Here is a 17,452-nt window from a genome sequence, read left to right on the forward strand (position 1 = left end):
ACATGACAGACTATCAAAAACAGGTTGCCCAGGCATTATTAGATATTGAAGCAGTGAAATTACAACCACAGGCACCTTTTACATGGGCATCAGGGATTAAAAGTCCCATTTATACAGATAATCGTAAAATTATTTCATTTCCGAAAGAACGTGAGATTGTTATTGCAGGATTAACTGCTTTGATTAAAACACAATATCCAGACGTTCAAGCTATTGGGGGCGTTGCTACAGCCGGTATTCCTCATGCAGCTTGGGTAGCGCAAGCCATGAATCTTCCCTTAATCTATGTGCGTGCAAAACCGAAAGATCATGGTACCGGTAAGCAAATTGAGGGGGCTTTGACGGCGCAACAAAAAGTTGTTCTCATTGATGATTTGATTTCAACTGGCGGTTCAGTCTTAGGGGCAGTTAAAGCAACTCGTGCAGAAGCTGGTAATGTGATTGGTGTGGTATCAATTTTTTCTTATGAATTGCCAGCAGCAGTGAAAAATTTCGCAGCAGCCCAAACCAGTTTTGCATCATTAACTAATTTTTCTAGCTTAATTCAAGTTGCGCAACAGTCAGGGAAGATTACACCCGCTGAGTTGCAGATGATTCAAGAATGGCATCAAACACTCGCCTAAAATGTTTGCCAATACTTACTATCCAAATTTTTGCAATAAAATGGTATGATAATAAGCATGAATGAGAAGATAAATTATGAACAATTAAATGGTTTGGATTTAGCTTATTATGGGGATGCGGTGTATGAAGTATATATTCGTCAACATCTACTAGCAAAGGGCATTACCAAACCAGCAAAGTTACAACGTGAATCGACAAAGTATGTTTCAGCCAAGGCACATGCTGCATTATATGCATTGATAGTAGAAGATGGCATTTATACTGAAACAGAGCAACAATATTTTAAGCGTGGACGTAATGCGAATTCGCATACGAAGGCCAAAAACACTGATGTGGTGACATATCGTATTTCAACTGGCTTTGAGGCAGTGATGGGTTATTTAGGTGCAAGTGGTCAAACAGAACGCTTGGAAGAAATAATTTCATGGATTTATAAACAAGTGGAAAGTGGGCGAACGGCAAATCATGGGACAACAAAATAACAAACGACAAGCTGATCGTAAACCAGCAAAACAACGTCGCCAGCATCCTGCTAAAGAAGTTAGTCAACCAATTGATGATCAAGTTGAATTTGTATTTGGTCATCATGCCTCAGTTGAAGCACTAAAAGGAACAACCGAAATTAATAAAGTCTGGTTGCAAAATGGCTTAGCAGATAAAGCGCGCAATGAAATTAGTGGCTTGGCAAAGAAACGTGGCTTAATTATTCAAGAAGCTCCTAAAGCAAAACTTGATGAATTAACGAATGGTCAAAATCACCAAGGGGTCGTGTTATCAATTGCAGCATATGCATATGCCACAATTGAAGATTTGTTTGCTAAGGCTGCTCAAAAAGATGAAGCACCATTCTTTTTGGTGCTTGATTCAATTGAAGATCCACATAATTTAGGATCAATCATGCGAACGGCAGATGCAGCCGGTGTCCATGGTATTATTATTCCAAAACGTCGCGCAGTACAGTTAACATCAGTTGTTGCCAAGACATCAACTGGAGCAATTGAACACGTTCCAGTTGCACGAGTAACAAACTTAGTGCAAACCGTTGAACAATTAAAAGAACGTGGCGTTTGGGTATTTGGCACTGATATGAATGGTAAAGATTACCGTCGTTGGGATGCTAAAGGGGCAACGGCACTAATTATTGGTAATGAGGGTAAGGGTATCTCACCACTACTTAAAAAGTCCGTTGATGAAACACTAACGATTCCGATGATTGGCCATGTGCAAAGTCTAAATGCTTCAGTAGCGGCTAGCTTATTAATCTATCAAGGTTATAACAGTCGTAATCCATTATCATAAAATAACTGATGCAATGGCATAATGCCCGATAAATCACTTGAAATTTCTAACATAATTTTGGCAATGACGATAAACCACCGTATGATTTTCTTACATTAGTAAGGAATGGGTATAAAATGGTGGATACAAAGCAAGTACAGCTAATTATTAGGGCACAGTCCGGGGATGAACAGGCTTTTGAACAGATTTTCATGCAGTTTGAAGGCCTTGTTTGGAAAATGTATTCGCAACAACGAGTACGACCGCAACCAAATGATTGGCAACAAGAATGTCGGGTTGTGTTGCATAAAACGCTCCGTTTATTACGTAATCAAACATGGGCAGCGTTGACAATCTATTACCAACGATCGTTGCAGACACACGTGGTCCAAATATGGCGTAATGAATATCGTGTCTTTGATGTGCAGGTTCCCATTTTGAAAGAAACTATTGCGCCGTATGATGCTAAACAATCGATTGTAAAATATGAGCCAATGATTAATGAATGGTTAACGACGATTATTGAATGGTATCTAACATTGCCTGGTAAGGAACGCGAATTAGCCTATTTACTGATGCAAGGTTATGGTATAGCAGAGGCTGCGAAAGTAATCAAACGTTCACGCTCATGGTGTTATGGTGTTCGGCGTAAGTGGCAACTGTTTTATCATGATGAGATAAGAAAACACTAGCTGTTTAGGGGTAAAAGTGCTACACTTTTACACATAAAATTAAATTTAGAAAGAGCGGTAACGCCATATGGCAGTGAAGAAAGTCGCTTTAGCATGTAGTGTTTGTGGTTCGCGTAATTATATGGTAACTAAAAAGCCAACCCGTGCAGACCGCTTACAAGTTAAAAAGTATTGCAAGTATTGCGATGCGCACACTTTGCATCGTGAGACAATGTAAGTATTTAGCAGGAGTGATATGATGAAATTTATTTCGGGTGTTATTGATGAAATGCATCAAGTAACTTGGCCAACATTTAGCGAAAATGTTCATAATACAACAATTGTTGTTATAACTGGATTAGCATTTGCATTAATTTTTGGTGCAGCTGATTGGGTATTTGAACAAGGGATTACTTGGTTGTCTAAGTAAACAAAATGCGCTATACTGTCAGTATGAATTAGCAGATAAAACCCTCAATTATGAGGGTTTTTAATTTACGAAAAAATAGGTCAATCAGTCTGAGGAGGCAATCATGGCAACTGAGTCATTTGATAATCAATGGTACGTTTTGCACACATACGCAGGATATGAAAATCGTGTAAAGTCAAATTTGGAATCACGTATTGAAACAATGGGGATGAAGGATTATATTTTCCGTGTCTTGGTACCAGAACAAGAAGTCGAAGTTGAAAAAGACGGTGAAACGAAGATTATTAAAGAAAATGATTTCCCTGGCTATGCTTTGGTAGAAATGATTATGACTGACGAAGCTTGGTATGTTGTTCGTAATACACCAGGAGTTACAGGATTCTTGGGATCTCACGGTGGTGGTTCTAAGCCAGTGCCATTGCTTCCTGAAGAAGTGGATGATATGTTAGCCCGTATGAACATTGTTGAACGTAAAGTTGAACATTTGGATATTGCAGTAGGCGATTTAGTTGATGTTGTTGCTGGTAGCTTTGCTGGTCAAGAAGGTGCAGCCGTTACTGACGTTGATGAAGAGCACCAAGAAGTTACGGTATTGATTAACATCTTTGGTCGTGACACGCCAACACAAATCTCATTTAGCGATATTAAGCCAGTTAAATAAATTTAATAAAATCGAATACTTCTCTTGCCAAGGTGCAAGAGTTTTGTTACTATAATCTAGTATGTGTTGTTACTAGATGCATATGTGGGAGGCGTAAATCGAAACGCGCCATTTACACCACAAACACGAAGGAGGAAACAATCGTGGCTAAGAAAGTTTCAAGTATTGTTAAGTTGCAGATTCCAGCCGGTAAGGCTACACCTGCACCTCCAGTTGGACCTGCTTTGGGTCAAGCTGGTGTTAACATCATGGGATTCACAAAGGAGTTTAATGCTCGCACTGCCGATCAAGGTGGTTTGTTAATCCCTGTAGTTATTACTGTATATGAGGATCGTTCATTCGAGTTCGTTACCAAGACTCCTCCAGCAGCTGTTCTTTTGAAGAAGGCCGCTGGTGTTGAAAAGGGTTCTGGTGAGCCTAACACGAAGAAGGTCGCAACAGTTACTGCAGCACAAGTACGTGAAATTGCAGAAACTAAGATGCAAGATCTAAACGCAGCTGATGTTGATGCAGCTGTTCGCATGATTGAAGGTACTGCTCGTTCAATGGGCTTCACTGTTGAAGGCTAATAACAAGTAACGTACGGATCGCGTAGGAAACTAAGCAAGATCAAGCGGGAGGTCAATGACCGTTTGACCGCATTTGCAAGGAGGAATAGCTACCATGGCTAAGTATGGTAAGAATTATTTAGCAGCCGCTGAAAAAGTTGACAGTGCTAAGTTATACACTGTCGAAGAAGCTGCTGCATTGGTAAAGGAAATTGACTTTGCCAAGTTTGATGCAACTGTTGAAATTGCATTTAACCTAAACGTTGATACGCGTCAAGCTGATCAACAATTGCGTGGTGCCGTTGTTTTGCCTAACGGTACTGGTAAAGACCAAACTGTTGTTGTCTTTGCTCAAGGTGATAAGGCTAAAGAAGCTGAAGCAGCTGGTGCTGACGTTGTTGGTGCTGCTGACTTGGTACAACGTATCCAAGGTGGATGGCTAGACTTTGATGTTGCTGTTGCAACACCAGATATGATGGCACAAGTTGGACGTGTTGGACGTGTCTTGGGACCTAAGGGCTTGATGCCTAACCCTAAGACGGGTACTGTAACATTTGATGTTACAAAGGCTGTTTCAGAAGCTAAGTCAGGTAAGGTTACTTACCGTACTGATCGTGACGGAAACGTTGCTGTACCAGTTGGTAAAGTATCATTTGATGCTGACAAGCTTGCAGGAAACATCCAATCATTGGCTAATGTTATCTTGCGTTCACGTCCAGCCGCTGTTAAGGGAACATACGTACAACACGTATCAATCGCTTCAACATTTGGTCCTGCTGTGAACATTGACATCGCTTCTCTATAATTAGATTTTACTAAAATAGTAAGTGAATGTTGACACTTCCTCGACTACCTGTTAAAGTAGTTGAAGTAATAAATCGATTCTACCTAAGACGCAGGTGTCGTAAGACTTAATATCCCGCCGAGGAAGTGAAAAACGCGAAAGCGACTTTTGACCCCCGGTGCAGCATGTACTGGGGGTTTTTGGTAAGAATCAAAATCTAAACAGGAGGAATAATATACCATGAGTGAAGCAACCATTGCTGTTAAAGCACAACAAGTTGCCGAAGTTGCTGACAAGTTTAAGAACGCAACGTCTGCTGTTGTTGCAGACGTGCGTGGATTGACTGTTGAGCAATCAAACAACTTGCGTGCTGAATTACGTGGAGAAGGTGTTGAACTACGTGTTATCAAGAACAAAGTCTTGACTCGCGCTGCTGAAGCCGCTGATTTTTCTGAAATGAACGACTTGTTTGCTGGTCCTTCAGCTGTTGCATTTTCAAATGATGATGCAATCGCACCTGCCCGCGTATTAAAGAAGTATGCTGATGAAATCGAAGCCTTGGAAATCAAGGGTGGATTCATCGATGGTAATATCGTATCTATTGAAGATATCAATAAGTACGCTTCATTGCCAGATCGCGACGGTTTGCTATCAATGTTGTTGTCAACGTTGCAAGCACCTGTTCGCAACTTTGCCTATGCAGTTAAAGCTGTATCAGATTCAAAGGAAGAGGTAGAAGCCTAAGCATCCGCTTAGTTTCGCATCTTAAACGGGCATTGCCCATAAATTAAACTTGCAATTAACGCAAATATTAAGAGGAGATTATTTATCATGGCATTTGATAAGGATTCAATCATTGCTTCATTGAAGGAAGCTACGATTATGGACTTGGCTGACTTGGTTTCAGCTATCGAAGAAGAGTTTGGTGTTTCAGCTGCTGCCCCTGTTGCAGCTGCTGGTGCAGCTGGTGGAGATGCCGCTGCTAAGACTGAATTTGATGTTGAATTGACTTCAGCTGGTTCAGCTAAGGTTAAGGTTATCAAGGCAGTTCGTGAAGCAACTGGTTTGGGATTGAAGGACGCTAAGGGTCTTGTTGACGATGCACCTTCAGTTATCAAGGAAGGTCTTTCAGAAGACGATGCTAACGACTTGAAGGCAAAGCTTGAAGAAGCTGGTGCCGTTGTTACTGTAAAGTAATTAAAGTCTTATTAAACCGCTATTTATAGGTATTCTGGTCACTTTTGGTCACCGGAACTTATGAATGGCGGTTTTTTGTAGCAATTTTTTAGTTAAATTAGATTGAGATTCTTCTTTTTCTTTAAGCATGTGAGAATATATTTTCAAAGTCATACCAACATTTGAGTGACCAACACGTTTTGAAAAATAGACAATATCGTTATGAAGCAGGTAAGAAACTTGTGAGTGTTGAAGGCCATGAAACCTAATTGACAGAATTACAACTTTGTCAGTTAAACAGTGCATTCATATGAATTGTGCCGATTAAATATAATAAATTTGTTATTTTATTTAAAGGTTAATACCGTATACTATTAGTTATGAAAAATAAAAATCAAAGAGGGTTACGTCAAAATAACCAAAATTCAAAAATTGTTAAATCAAAAAGGTTAGCAATGCTGATTGTCGGTATTGTGACCATTCTTTTAGGTGCGTTGTTGTGGACACAACGTGAGAAAATTGTGGATACAGTTGCACCAAAATTAGGATTTGTTAATCATGAAAAAACTTTAAAACAATCATGGCAAAAAACATTAAAAGGCAAATCAGTAAATGTTGACGTGGCTATCTATAACAATAAAACACAAAAATTAATCACAACCCGCCATAGTCAAACGAATAAGTTTGTAATGGCAAGTGCAGTTAAAGTATCTGTTTTAACTGAGTTGTTATTAGAAAATGAGAAGGCACAAACGGTCTTAACAGATAATCAAAAAGAATTAACGAATAGTATGATTACAGCTAGTGATAATGATGCAACAACGAATTTATTGTACCAAATGGGTGGGTATCAAGCACCAGATAATTTATTTAAAACATTGGGCATGAATAATTCAAAAATGAATCCAACAGCGTGGGGATATTCAACAACGACAGCACCAGATCAGATTAAATTATTACGTCATATTTTTTATAAGAGTGATGTGTTGTCCAAGGATTCACAACACTATGCACAGGGTTTAATGAGTCAAATTGATGATGATCAAGCTTGGGGTGTGAGTGCTGGCGTACCAAAAAATGCTGAAATTTCACTAAAAAATGGGTGGTTACCAGATGACGACGATGGCTGGATGGTTAATAGTTTAGGACATATTAAGACCAAAAAAGTTGATTATGTTATTGCTATATTAACGAATGGTGATACAACAGAACAAAATGGTATTGATTTAATTGAACAATTATCACGACAAAGCTATCAAGAATTAGCTAAATAAGGTCAGGATGAACAACTAATATGATAAATATATTGGTTGTTTTTTTTAATACCTAAATTAACGGTTCGTAAAAATTTCCTTTACAAGGATGACACTTAGTTACAAATATTTTTCATTTAATAAAATATATTGATTAGTTTCATGAAATTTATTATGATGATTAAGTTGCGTTATGAAAAAATATTTTTAACGACAAAAAAAAATAGAATAGGAGACATATTTATGCTGAAAATCAACGACTTAACGGTCGCTTACAGCAATGTGCCTGTATTTAGGAATTTATCGGTCGAATTTGCACCTGGTAGGATTACTGGAATTATCGGTCCAAACGGAGCGGGAAAGTCAACGCTTATCAAGGGTGCTCTCGGTTTAGTTCGTCATTCGGGCCAGACAACATTAGATGGGGTTATGGTTAATCGCGTTCGGCAAAAAATTGCATATGTTGAGCAGCGTGCAGCGCTTGATTTAACCTTTCCAATCAGTGTTTTTGAGGTGGTTTTAACGGGTACGTATGGAAGTTAGGATTATTCAAAAGCCCTGGTCGCAAGGAAAAGGAAGCTGCTCGAAATGCATTGCAACAAGTTAATTTAACTGAATTTGAGCAACGACAAATTGGTGAATTATCAGGTGGTCAATTACAGCGTGTCTTTGTGGCACGGGCAATCGTACAACAAGCGGACGTGGTGATATTAGACGAGCCGTTTGTTGGGATTGATATGAAGTCTGAAGAAGAGATTATGAATGTACTTCGTGGTTGGCGTGATGCTGGTAAGTCAATTATTGTTGTCCATCATGATTTGAATAAGGTTGCGGCATACTTTGATGATTTATTAATTATGAATCATGGTGTTATTGCGCATGGTCCCGTTGCAACGGTCTATACACAGCAGAACATGCAACAAGCGTTCTCAGCTGACTTAAGTGCCGTATTGTTTAATAAGATAGCAGGTGCTTAATATGGCTAGTATCATAGAATTTATGCAGGCATTAGGCCGTTACAATTTTTTACAAAGTGCATTAATTGCTGCCATTATGGTAGGAATTATGTATGGGATTATCGGTAGTTTTATTATTTTACGTGGTATGTCGTTGATGGGAGATGCTATTTCGCATTCTGTTTTACCAGGTGTTGCTGTTGCTTACATGCTGGGCATTAATTTATTAATTGGTGCAACAGTTTTTGGTGTCATTGCCGCCTTACTAATAGGGTTTGTTGCAACTAATAGTAAATTGAAAAATGATACCGCTATTGGAATTGTATTCTCAGCATTTTTTGCATTAGGATTTATTTTAATTTCGATGGCAGAGTCGTCAACCAACTTGCATCATATTTTATTCGGAAACGTTTTGGCAGTATCGGATAAAGACCTAATATCAACGGTTATTGTCTTAGCAATTGTTGTGATATTTGTTGTGCTGTTATTTAAAGAATTACAAATTACATCTTTTGATGAAGTTTTTGCAAAATCATATGGGTTGAATACGAGTATTATCCATTATGGTTTGATGATTATTTTAACGTTGGTTACGGTATCAGCATTACAAACTGTGGGAATTATTTTGATTGTTGCGATGTTAATTACACCGGCTGCAACAGCGTTCCTATGGACTAATCGTTTGGCATTTATGTTGATTTTGTCATCAACGATTGGTGCAGTGGCATCGATTATTGGTTTGTATTTGTCTTATACCATGAACTGGGCGTCAGGACCAGCAATAGTGTTAGTCGCTGCCATTATATTCTTATTGTCGTTTATTATTGCCCCCAAGCAAGGATTTATCACCAAACTAGGAGTAAAACATGTTAAAGAAGATTAGTATCGCCTTATTAATTATTTTGATGGTGTGTGGAAGTGTCGTATGGTTTGTTAAAAGTCGAGATGAACAATCAAGCACACAAAGTGGTCGATTAAGGGTTGTGACAACCAATTCGATTTTAGAAGATATGGTTGAACAAGTTGGTGGTAAAGACGTTAAGGTTTATAGTATCGTGAAACGTGGTACTGACCCACATGAATATGATCCAACGACTAATGATATTGCAGCTGCAACTGAAGCAGATGTTTTATTCCATAACGGTTTAAATCTTGAAACAGGTGGTAGTGGTTGGTTTAATAAATTAACACAGACTGCTAATAAGCGAGATAATAAAGAAGTCTTTGCAGCATCTAAAAATGTTAAGCCAATGTATCTAACTGAATCAGGTAAAGAAGATGAAACAGATCCACATGCTTGGCTAGACTTGAGTAATGGTGTTAAATATGTCAAGTTGATTAGTCGTGTGCTACAAGATAAAGATCCTAAGCATGCTAAGGCATATCAAGAACGTACAGATGCTTATGTGAAGAAATTACAAACTTTGCATAACGAAGCACAAAATAAATTTGCAGATATCCCAGTTGCACAACGTTTACTTGTAACATCAGAAGGTGCTTTTAAATACTTCTCAAAAGCATATGGTATTACACCAGCTTTTATCTGGGAAATTAATACTGAAGCACGAGGAACACCAGAACAAATGAAACAAGTGCTGGCTAAAATTGATGATTCGGATGTAAAGTCATTGTTTGTGGAAAGTTCAGTTTCACCAAAATCAATGAAACAAGTGGCAAAAGAAACTAACTTGCCAATTTATTCAAAGATTTATACTGATTCTTTGGCTAAGAAAGGCACACAAGGTGACACTTATTACGACATGGTAAAGTGGAATATTGATAAAATTCACGATGGTATGTTAGGAAAATAGCCTTTGTATAAGTACATTAATTAGGAATTAACCTCGTTAATGTGCTTTTTTATATGCCTAGTTTCAAAAATATTTAAAAAAAATATGACTAATTTGTGATTGTTTTCCTTAAAGTTGCTATAATGGAATTGGTGAAATATTTAATCTTGGGCAAACCGTATTTAAGGTTAAGTGATAATATTTACAAATAAGCTTTTCAACGATACAATGTATCGTTGGGTTTATAAATTTATTTGTGTTGTAGAAATTTTTATTGAGGAGAATTTTTAAATGTCTAGTAAGAACATTGTTGTACTAGGAGCCGGCTTTTCTGGTGTATTTGCTGCTCGTAAGTTGGCTAAAAAGTTAAAGAATACTGATTATCAAATCGTTTTGATTGATCGTCATTCATTTATGACTTATATGACTGAATTGCATGAAGTTGCTACCAAGCGTGTTGAACCAAAACACGTTCAATTTGATTTAGGTACGCTATTTAAGCACCAATCAAATGTGAAGATTGTCACGGCAAATGTTGAAGATATCGACAAGACTGCAAAGGTCGTTAAGACATCAGAAGGTGAATTTACATATGAGAAGCTAGTTATCGCTACTGGTGGTACAACGAACACATTTGGTACACCAGGTGTTGAAGAATATGGATACACATTGTGGTCATTTGAAGAAGCTGTCAAGCTTCGTGCACATATTGAAAATGTTATTCGCGAAGGTGCCATGGAGTCAGATCCAAAGCTCCGTGCTGCTAAATTAACAATTGCCGTTGTCGGATCAGGATTTACTGGTGTCGAATTAGCCGGTGAATTGATTGAACAACGTCGTGAATTGGCACGTGATAACAACTTGGATGAATCAGAAATCAAGTTGGAAGTTATTGAAGCTGTGCCAACAATTTTGAACATGCTTTCAGACCGTAAGTTGGCTGATAAGGGTGAACAATACATGATTAACCACGGTATCACGTTGCGTAAATCAGCTGGTGTTGTTGAAGTTAAAGAACATGCTGCACTATTGAAGGATGGTACAGAAGTACCTACTGAAACTTTGGTATGGACTGCTGGTGTTAAGGCTAAGCCACAAGGTGCTAAGTGGGGCTTGCAACAAGGCCCTGGTGGCCGTTTCTTGGCTGACGAGTACTCACGTGCTTTGGGTGAAAAAGATATCTATGTTGCTGGTGACGTGGCTGCTTATCAAGAACCTGCTTTGGCTGATCCTGATAACCCACGTGCTGGTTGGACACCACAAACTGTTGAAGGTGGAGAATCAGCTGCCAATACAGTTGTCCCTAACGTTGTTTATGATGTTACTGGTCAAACTGGTGATCGTCATGAATTTAAGGGTCACTACCAAGGTTATGCTGTATCAATTGGTTCACATTACACAGTAGGTGTCGTACAACAACTTGGTAACATGAAGCTTGGTAAGGAAGGTATTCCTGTAACTGGATTCATTGCTAACATGTTCAAGCACATTATTAATTTCTACTTCTTCATGCAAATCACAAGTGGTTACCACATGTTCCAATACTCATTGGATGAATTCTTCCGTACACCAAATGGACGTAATCCATTCTTTGGTTGGACTTCACGTGTTGGTAACGTTTTGTGGGCAGTACCTTTGCGTATTGTTATGGGAATCACTTGGATCTCACTAGGAGCATCTCTTGGTGGTGGTGCTGGTATTCTTGCCACAATTATTGGTTGGTTGCTAGCCTTTGGTTTGTTGACTTCATTATCAGCATTCATCGGTTTCATCTTTGGTTTGGTAATGGTATTTGCTGGATCAGGGGTTAGTGTTGCTGCTTTGTTGATTCCATTTGCATCACTAGCATTGATGAATGGGGCTGGTCGTACGATTGGATTAGACTACTGGGTAACACCAGTTCTAGAACGTACTTTGGCTAACTCATGGTATGGTAAGGCTCGTTCACGTTACAACGATATGCGTAAGTAATTAATTGTAAAAAAATAAGAGGTTGGGACAAAAAATTGTTCCAGCCTCTTTTTAGTTAAAAATACATTAATTATAAGCCTGTAGGTTTTATGGCATAAACGCGTTCAAAAATTCTGAAGCCTCAATATAATGTGATTAACGTAATCCTTGTCCTTCGCGTTGCTACGGCCAAAAATTACGCCAATCATGTTACACACCGGCTTCAAAACGACTCTTGTCTCGCTCTTTTTAGTTAGGCATGTGGTTGATGTTGTGATGCATAGAATGCGGCAATAACGCCATGGGCAACGCCGACGTTTATCGAACGAACACTACCATATTGGGGAATGTAAACCATGGCGTCAGCAGCAGCAATTAAGTCATCAGCAAGGCCAAGCTTTTCTTCGCCAAATAAAAAGGCTGATTTGGCAGGGAATTTTACGTCATATAATGATTGTGGATTGTAGCCTGGTGTGTTATCAATAGCATAAATTGTATAACCTTCTTGATGTAATTGCTTAAAAATAGCAGGATAATCAATAATGCGATGATGTTCAATATGCTCATAGTTTTGAGTACCCAGTGATCCGCGACGATCCCATTTTTTAATACCTTCTTTCGCATCTGGAATGGCCGGGTTTTCAGGGTTCAAGAAAATAAGTTTACGCATACCAAATGCGTTACTATTGCGAACAGCAGATGCTTTATTAAAGTCGTGACTTAGATTTTGCATGATTGAAACCATTTCACCACGTTGCATATCAAGAGCGGTACGAATTTCGTCATCTGTTTTACCTTTATAAAAGTCGGTAACATTACGATAATCTGCTGAACGGCTAAGGTCGATTTCTGACATTATGGTCTCCTTGTGAACTAGGAATAAGCCTAGTTAAAAACGATTGATTGATAATTTTATTTTAGTCGTGGCAATATCACGTGTCAAACGAAATAATGCCTGATAAAATAAGATGAAATGACACATTTCAAAGCATATTGGTTATTAATTTGTTATGATAATAGTTATGAGAAAACAAAAAGGAGGCGCGAACATGACGCCAATTATATCGTTGTCGCATGTAGATTACGCATATCCAAATAGTGATGTACTGGCTTTGCATGATTTGTCACTAACAATTAATCAAGGTGAATGGGTTGCGATTATTGGGCATAATGGGTCTGGTAAATCAACTTTTGCAAAACTACTAAATTATCTATTAGCACCAACTAAAGGTGAAATTAAAATTAATGATGTTGTCGCTAACGAAGAAAATATGTGGACCATTCGTGACATGGTTGGCATGGTCTTTCAAAATCCCGATAATCAGTTTGTTGGGGCAACGGTCGCAGACGACGTGGCTTTTGGGATGGAAAATCGTAGTGTTCCTCGTGAAGAAATGATGAAACGGGTTGACGATGCACTAACTGAGGTACAAATGATGCCTTTTGCTGATCGTGAACCGGCACGACTATCAGGTGGCCAAAAACAACGTGTTGCCATTGCTTCAGTGTTGGCGTTACAGCCCAAAATATTAATTTTAGATGAAGCAACAGCTATGTTAGATCCTAAAGGCCGTCGTGAAATGATTGCATTGGTTCGTGATTTAAAAGCACGAATGGGGGATGACTTAACGGTTATCTCGATTACCCACGACATTGATGAAGCGGCAAGTGCAGAGCGCGTAATGGTCATCAATGATGGTGAATTAATTGAAACGGGTTTGCCATCAGAAATTTTTGCAAATGCAGATCAATTACGTCGTTTTGGTTTAGCCGTGCCATTTGCAGAACAATTGAAAGAAAAATTACGGCAGCGGGGAATTACAGTTCCTGATGAATATTTGACAACGGAAGGATTGGTGACGTGGTTATGGCAATCAATTTCAACCAAGTAGGGTTTACCTATCAGCCTAATACGCCGTTTGCAACACCTGGAATCCATGATGTATCTTTTGATATTCCAGAAGGCCAGTTTACCGCTGTGATTGGACATACCGGATCTGGTAAATCAACCATGGTACAAAATTTAGATGGACTTGTGCTACCAACGACTGGGACTATTACAATTGGGAATCAAGTGATTACTGCAGATACAAAGTTAAAGGCATTAAATGAAGTACGCTCACATATTGGCTTAGTTTTCCAATTTCCTGAAGCACAATTGTTTGAACAAACAGTTTTAAAAGATGTGATGTTTGGCCCTAAAAATTTTGGTGCTTCCGAAGCAGTTGCTAAGGCATCAGCTGAAGTTGCCTTAGCAAAAGTGGGAATTGCACGTGAATTGTATGAACGTTCACCATTTGAACTATCTGGTGGCCAGATGCGTCGTGTTGCGATTGCTGGTGTGATTGCTATGTCACCTGATTTATTGATTTTAGATGAACCAACGGCTGGTTTGGATCCAAAAGGACAACAGGAATTAATGCAGTTGTTTACGGATTTACAAAAAGAAAAGAAAATGACAGTTGTATTGATTACACATCAAATGGAATACGTGGCGCAATATGCTGACCATGTGGTTGTCTTTGAGCATGGGACGGTGGTTAAGTCAGGGTCGCCGGCAATTATTTTTGCTGATGAAGCATGGTTGCGTGAAAAACAATTAGATGTACCAGCGGCTAAACAATTCGCTGATGCATTGTCCCAAAAGGGTGTGCAATTACATGATGTGCTGGATATCGATCAACTAGTTGACCAGTTAGCTACGCAGCTAAAAAGGGAGGCAAATCATGTTTAGTAATATGATTATCGGCCGTTATATGCCGGGTGATTCTTGGATTCACCGTTTAGATGCACGGACCAAGCTCGTTTTGAGTATTGCTTTTATTTTTGTTATCTTTTTTGCGAATAATGTAATTGGCTATGCGTTTGCAACGGTTTTTACTTTATTGGCAATTATGTTAACTGGTTTAGGTGTTGGTGTCTTTATTCGTGGTGTTAAGCCATTGATTTTATTGATGCTCATTACAACACTATTCCAACTGTTCTTCGTGCAAACGGGTGATGTGCTAATTCATTGGTGGTTTATTAAAATTACCACTGATGGGGTAATTAACAGTATTGTTGTCTTTGTTCGGTTTATGCTTATTATCATGTTTTCAACAATCTTAACTTTAACAACACAACCACTAGCTGTTGCTGATGGGATGGAGAGCTTGTTGAAACCATTTAAAAAAATTGGCTTACCTGTTTCAGAGTTGGCTTTGATGCTATCCATTGCGTTGCGTTTTGTGCCAACACTAATGGATGAAGCACAAAGTATTATGAATGCACAACGTGCACGTGGCGTTAGATTTAATGAAGGTAGTTTAATGACACGTATTAAGTCGTTCGTGCCACTTTTGATTCCGTTGTTTGTGAATGCTATTAAACGAGCAATTGAGTTGGGGGATGCAATGGAAGCGCGTGGTTATCGTGGTGGTGATCAACGAACAAAGTATCGTGTACTAACATGGCATCGACAAGATACAGTTGCGATTATTGGTTTTATTATCTTTACAGTTGTTTTAATTGCAACTCGTTGGATGATGTAGAAAGGATTAAACATGCCACGTTATAAAGCAACCATTGCTTATGATGGGACGGATTTTTATGGTTGGCAGGTCCAACCAAATAAGCGGACGGTGCAAGCTGAAATGGAATTAGTCGTTAATAAGATGGCTAAAAACCCAGCTGAGCATATTCGGGTACAAGGATCAGGGCGTACCGACGCTCGTGTGCACGCTAAAGGGCAGGTGGCCCATTTCGATTTACCATTCGATATTCCTGCTGAGGCTGTCCGTAAAGGGCTCTCAACGATGTTACCGTATGATATCGGCATTAAAAAAGTTGAAAAGGTGTCAGAGAACTTCCACGCACAATATAGTGCCCACGATAAAACATATTTTTACCGTTTTTCAACAACTGAATTTATCGACCCCTTTAAGCGGAATTATACGGGCCATTGGCATCGTCGTTTGAAACCAGAACTTATGCAACAAGCAATTGGGGATTATGTTGGTGAGCATGATTGGTTAAGCTTTGTTGCTTCAGGCTTCCAGCAAAAAACGACCGTGCGAACAGTGTATTCTGCAAAAATGTGGCTTAAACCTGAAGAGGATGAAATTTGGTTTGAATTTTCAGGAAATGGCTTTTTATATAACCAAATTCGCATTATGGTTGGTGTCTTATTAGAGATTGGTAATGGTGTTCGACCAGTCGATGATATCCAACGCTTGTTTGCAGTAAAAGACCGTCAACAAGCGCAATTTACTGCACCAGCACAAGGATTATATTTAATGGACGTTAAATATTAAAAAAAGGCAAACTTGTCAAGGCCATTCCATTGACTATTTATCTAAAAGGAGATAATATAGTATTCGGTATTGTTTACCAACCGCAAATGGGAATGTCCTGGTACGACTTTTTTAATTATTGGTAAAGTAAACAAACAGAAAACTGGAGGAAATTTTCCATGCGTACAACTTATATGGCAAAGCCAGGTGAGATCGATCGCAAGTGGTACATCGTTGATGCAACTGATATTGCATTAGGACGTTTGTCAACTGTCGTAGCATCAATCTTGCGTGGTAAGAACAAGCCTACTTATACACCAAACATCGATACTGGTGATAACGTTATCGTTATCAATGCTGGTAAGATTGCTTTGACTGGTAAGAAAGCTACTGATAAGATTTATTACCACCACTCAAATCACCCTGGTGGTTTGAAGATGCGTCAAGCAGGTGACTTGCGCGAGAAGAACCCACAACGTTTGATCGAACTTTCAGTTCAAGGTATGTTGCCAAAGGGTACTCTTGGTCACCAACAAGCTTTGAAGCTACACGTGTTTGCTGGTTCAGAGCACACACACGCAGCTCAAAACCCTGAAGTGTTGGATATCACCAACCTTATTTAATTTAACGAAAGGAGAATAGTTTAATCATGGCTCAAGTACAATACTCTGGAACTGGCCGTCGTAAGAACTCTGTTGCCCGTGTACGTCTAGTACCTGGTAACGGTGCCATTACGATCAATGGTCTTTCATCAGAACAATACATTCCTTTCGCTAACTTGCGTGAGGTTATGGTGCAACCATTTAACGTTACTGAAACTCTAGGAAACTACGACGTTTTGGTTAACGTTAACGGTGGAGGTTTCTCAGGTCAATCTGGTGCAATCCGTCACGGTATCGCCCGTGCCCTATTGACAGTTGATCCTGACTTCCGCGCTTCATTGAAGAAGGCCGGTCTACTTACTCGTGACCCTCGTAAGAAGGAACGTAAGAAGCCAGGTCTTAAGAAAGCTCGTAAGGCTTCACAATTCTCAAAGCGTTAATATTTACTTATTACACTT

At 39.0% G+C, this 17,452-nt stretch carries 22 protein-coding genes, 1 pseudogene and 1 other annotated feature; of the genes and pseudogenes, 22 read left to right on the plus strand and 1 reads right to left on the minus strand.

Features of this window, described 5'->3' with window-relative positions:
• The first annotated feature begins 2 nt into the window (after window positions 1-2).
• From pyrE to FFM55_RS01835, 16 genes and pseudogenes are all read left to right on the plus strand, one after another.
• Window positions 3-623: an orotate phosphoribosyltransferase gene (gene pyrE / locus FFM55_RS01760; RefSeq protein ID WP_137600404.1), complete on the plus strand. Its 621-nt coding sequence runs from the start codon at window positions 3-5 to the stop codon at window positions 621-623.
• Window positions 624-680: 57 nt separating this feature from the next.
• Window positions 681-1,106, plus strand: coding sequence for a Mini-ribonuclease 3 (locus FFM55_RS01765; protein ID WP_042491817.1), 426 nt, complete (start codon window positions 681-683; stop codon window positions 1,104-1,106).
• Window positions 1,090-1,923 carry a 23S rRNA (guanosine(2251)-2'-O)-methyltransferase RlmB gene (rlmB, locus tag FFM55_RS01770; RefSeq protein ID WP_081839268.1) on the plus strand — a complete coding sequence of 278 codons (834 nt, stop codon included), beginning with the start codon at window positions 1,090-1,092 and terminating at the stop codon, window positions 1,921-1,923. Before FFM55_RS01765 ends, rlmB begins: the two co-directional genes overlap by 17 nt.
• Before the next feature lie 116 nt (window positions 1,924-2,039).
• Window positions 2,040-2,594 (plus strand): RNA polymerase sigma factor, encoded by a 555-nt coding sequence (locus tag FFM55_RS01775; protein WP_137600405.1) that lies wholly within the window; start codon window positions 2,040-2,042, stop codon window positions 2,592-2,594.
• Window positions 2,595-2,661: 67 nt separating this feature from the next.
• Window positions 2,662-2,811, plus strand: coding sequence for a 50S ribosomal protein L33 (rpmG, locus tag FFM55_RS01780; RefSeq protein ID WP_074426820.1), 150 nt, complete (start codon window positions 2,662-2,664; stop codon window positions 2,809-2,811).
• Window positions 2,812-2,832: 21 nt separating this feature from the next.
• Window positions 2,833-3,003, plus strand: a complete 171-nt coding sequence (secE, locus tag FFM55_RS01785) for a preprotein translocase subunit SecE (protein WP_042491809.1) — start codon at window positions 2,833-2,835, stop codon at window positions 3,001-3,003.
• Between the two features lie 103 nt (window positions 3,004-3,106).
• Window positions 3,107-3,664, plus strand: coding sequence for a transcription termination/antitermination protein NusG (gene nusG, locus FFM55_RS01790; protein WP_042491807.1), 558 nt, complete (start codon window positions 3,107-3,109; stop codon window positions 3,662-3,664).
• A gap of 143 nt (window positions 3,665-3,807) precedes the next feature.
• Window positions 3,808-4,233, plus strand: a complete 426-nt coding sequence (gene rplK, locus FFM55_RS01795; RefSeq protein ID WP_042491805.1) for a 50S ribosomal protein L11 — start codon at window positions 3,808-3,810, stop codon at window positions 4,231-4,233.
• A gap of 94 nt (window positions 4,234-4,327) precedes the next feature.
• Window positions 4,328-5,017: a 50S ribosomal protein L1 gene (gene rplA / locus FFM55_RS01800; RefSeq protein WP_042491803.1), complete on the plus strand. Its 690-nt coding sequence runs from the start codon at window positions 4,328-4,330 to the stop codon at window positions 5,015-5,017.
• 64 nt (window positions 5,018-5,081) lie between these two features.
• Window positions 5,082-5,208 (plus strand) — a sequence feature (ribosomal protein L10 leader region).
• 28 nt (window positions 5,209-5,236) lie between these two features.
• Complete coding sequence (rplJ, locus tag FFM55_RS01805) at window positions 5,237-5,740, plus strand: 50S ribosomal protein L10 (RefSeq protein ID WP_042491802.1); 504 nt, start codon at window positions 5,237-5,239, stop codon at window positions 5,738-5,740.
• Window positions 5,741-5,827: 87 nt separating this feature from the next.
• Complete coding sequence (rplL, locus tag FFM55_RS01810; protein ID WP_042491800.1) at window positions 5,828-6,193, plus strand: 50S ribosomal protein L7/L12; 366 nt, start codon at window positions 5,828-5,830, stop codon at window positions 6,191-6,193.
• A gap of 434 nt (window positions 6,194-6,627) precedes the next feature.
• Window positions 6,628-7,446 (plus strand): serine hydrolase, encoded by an 819-nt coding sequence (locus FFM55_RS01815; RefSeq protein WP_170999640.1) that lies wholly within the window; start codon window positions 6,628-6,630, stop codon window positions 7,444-7,446.
• Window positions 7,447-7,668: 222 nt separating this feature from the next.
• Window positions 7,669-8,402, plus strand: a pseudogene (locus tag FFM55_RS01820) (metal ABC transporter ATP-binding protein).
• Window position 8,403: 1 nt separating this feature from the next.
• Entirely contained in the window at window positions 8,404-9,264 is an 861-nt protein-coding gene (locus FFM55_RS01825; protein WP_042491797.1) for a metal ABC transporter permease, read from the plus strand.
• The gene (locus FFM55_RS01830; RefSeq protein ID WP_042491796.1) at window positions 9,248-10,192 is read left to right on the plus strand and encodes a metal ABC transporter solute-binding protein, Zn/Mn family; all 945 of its coding nucleotides are present in this window, start codon (window positions 9,248-9,250) and stop codon (window positions 10,190-10,192) included. The genes FFM55_RS01825 and FFM55_RS01830 overlap by 17 nt, the downstream gene beginning before the upstream one ends.
• A gap of 270 nt (window positions 10,193-10,462) precedes the next feature.
• Complete coding sequence (locus FFM55_RS01835) at window positions 10,463-12,142, plus strand: NAD(P)/FAD-dependent oxidoreductase (RefSeq protein ID WP_042491795.1); 1,680 nt, start codon at window positions 10,463-10,465, stop codon at window positions 12,140-12,142.
• A 232-nt stretch (window positions 12,143-12,374) separates the two neighbouring features.
• On the opposite strand, the gene FFM55_RS01840 is transcribed toward FFM55_RS01835, so the two are convergent.
• Window positions 12,375-12,977, minus strand: a complete 603-nt coding sequence (locus tag FFM55_RS01840; RefSeq protein WP_042491794.1) for a TrmH family RNA methyltransferase — start codon at window positions 12,975-12,977, stop codon at window positions 12,375-12,377.
• Window positions 12,978-13,170: 193 nt separating this feature from the next.
• Here FFM55_RS01840 and FFM55_RS01845 point away from each other — a divergent pair, with 193 nt between their 5' ends.
• The 6 genes from FFM55_RS01845 (at window position 13,171) to rpsI (ending at window position 17,434) form a co-directional block, all read left to right on the plus strand.
• Window positions 13,171-14,013: an energy-coupling factor ABC transporter ATP-binding protein gene (locus FFM55_RS01845; RefSeq protein ID WP_042491792.1), complete on the plus strand. Its 843-nt coding sequence runs from the start codon at window positions 13,171-13,173 to the stop codon at window positions 14,011-14,013.
• Window positions 13,989-14,855, plus strand: coding sequence for an energy-coupling factor transporter ATPase (locus FFM55_RS01850; RefSeq protein ID WP_042491790.1), 867 nt, complete (start codon window positions 13,989-13,991; stop codon window positions 14,853-14,855). The genes FFM55_RS01845 and FFM55_RS01850 overlap by 25 nt, the downstream gene beginning before the upstream one ends.
• Entirely contained in the window at window positions 14,848-15,651 is an 804-nt protein-coding gene (locus FFM55_RS01855; RefSeq protein WP_042491788.1) for an energy-coupling factor transporter transmembrane component T family protein, read from the plus strand. The genes FFM55_RS01850 and FFM55_RS01855 overlap by 8 nt, the downstream gene beginning before the upstream one ends.
• A 12-nt stretch (window positions 15,652-15,663) precedes the next feature.
• Window positions 15,664-16,413 (plus strand): tRNA pseudouridine(38-40) synthase TruA, encoded by a 750-nt coding sequence (gene truA, locus FFM55_RS01860; RefSeq protein ID WP_042491787.1) that lies wholly within the window; start codon window positions 15,664-15,666, stop codon window positions 16,411-16,413.
• A gap of 158 nt (window positions 16,414-16,571) precedes the next feature.
• Complete coding sequence (gene rplM, locus FFM55_RS01865; protein ID WP_042491786.1) at window positions 16,572-17,015, plus strand: 50S ribosomal protein L13; 444 nt, start codon at window positions 16,572-16,574, stop codon at window positions 17,013-17,015.
• Window positions 17,016-17,041: 26 nt separating this feature from the next.
• The gene (gene rpsI, locus FFM55_RS01870) at window positions 17,042-17,434 is read left to right on the plus strand and encodes a 30S ribosomal protein S9 (RefSeq protein ID WP_042491785.1); all 393 of its coding nucleotides are present in this window, start codon (window positions 17,042-17,044) and stop codon (window positions 17,432-17,434) included.
• Window positions 17,435-17,452 lie beyond the last annotated feature (18 nt).

It is taken from the genome of Weissella sagaensis, assembly GCF_005405285.1.
Lineage (GTDB): Bacteria > Bacillota > Bacilli > Lactobacillales > Lactobacillaceae > Weissella > Weissella sagaensis.

Bases quoted from the DNA above. Each gene is read 5' to 3' on its own strand.
- pyrE (WP_137600404.1), top strand. From the start codon at position 3: ATGACAGACTATCAAAAACAGGTTGCCCAGGCATTATTAGATATTGAA.
- FFM55_RS01765 (WP_042491817.1), top strand. From the start codon at position 681: ATGAATGAGAAGATAAATTATGAACAATTAAATGGTTTGGATTTAGCT.
- rlmB (WP_081839268.1), top strand. From the start codon at position 1,090: ATGGGACAACAAAATAACAAACGACAAGCTGATCGTAAACCAGCAAAA.
- FFM55_RS01775 (WP_137600405.1), top strand. From the start codon at position 2,040: ATGGTGGATACAAAGCAAGTACAGCTAATTATTAGGGCACAGTCCGGG.
- rpmG (WP_074426820.1), top strand. From the start codon at position 2,662: ATGGCAGTGAAGAAAGTCGCTTTAGCATGTAGTGTTTGTGGTTCGCGT.
- secE (WP_042491809.1), top strand. From the start codon at position 2,833: ATGAAATTTATTTCGGGTGTTATTGATGAAATGCATCAAGTAACTTGG.
- nusG (WP_042491807.1), top strand. From the start codon at position 3,107: ATGGCAACTGAGTCATTTGATAATCAATGGTACGTTTTGCACACATAC.
- rplA (WP_042491803.1), top strand. From the start codon at position 4,328: ATGGCTAAGTATGGTAAGAATTATTTAGCAGCCGCTGAAAAAGTTGAC.
- rplJ (WP_042491802.1), top strand. From the start codon at position 5,237: ATGAGTGAAGCAACCATTGCTGTTAAAGCACAACAAGTTGCCGAAGTT.
- rplL (WP_042491800.1), top strand. From the start codon at position 5,828: ATGGCATTTGATAAGGATTCAATCATTGCTTCATTGAAGGAAGCTACG.
- FFM55_RS01815 (WP_170999640.1), top strand. From the start codon at position 6,628: ATGCTGATTGTCGGTATTGTGACCATTCTTTTAGGTGCGTTGTTGTGG.
- FFM55_RS01825 (WP_042491797.1), top strand. From the start codon at position 8,404: ATGGCTAGTATCATAGAATTTATGCAGGCATTAGGCCGTTACAATTTT.
- FFM55_RS01830 (WP_042491796.1), top strand. From the start codon at position 9,248: ATGTTAAAGAAGATTAGTATCGCCTTATTAATTATTTTGATGGTGTGT.
- FFM55_RS01835 (WP_042491795.1), top strand. From the start codon at position 10,463: ATGTCTAGTAAGAACATTGTTGTACTAGGAGCCGGCTTTTCTGGTGTA.
- FFM55_RS01840 (WP_042491794.1), bottom strand. From the start codon at position 12,977: ATGTCAGAAATCGACCTTAGCCGTTCAGCAGATTATCGTAATGTTACC.
- FFM55_RS01845 (WP_042491792.1), top strand. From the start codon at position 13,171: ATGACGCCAATTATATCGTTGTCGCATGTAGATTACGCATATCCAAAT.
- FFM55_RS01850 (WP_042491790.1), top strand. From the start codon at position 13,989: ATGGCAATCAATTTCAACCAAGTAGGGTTTACCTATCAGCCTAATACG.
- FFM55_RS01855 (WP_042491788.1), top strand. From the start codon at position 14,848: ATGTTTAGTAATATGATTATCGGCCGTTATATGCCGGGTGATTCTTGG.
- truA (WP_042491787.1), top strand. From the start codon at position 15,664: ATGCCACGTTATAAAGCAACCATTGCTTATGATGGGACGGATTTTTAT.
- rplM (WP_042491786.1), top strand. From the start codon at position 16,572: ATGCGTACAACTTATATGGCAAAGCCAGGTGAGATCGATCGCAAGTGG.
- rpsI (WP_042491785.1), top strand. From the start codon at position 17,042: ATGGCTCAAGTACAATACTCTGGAACTGGCCGTCGTAAGAACTCTGTT.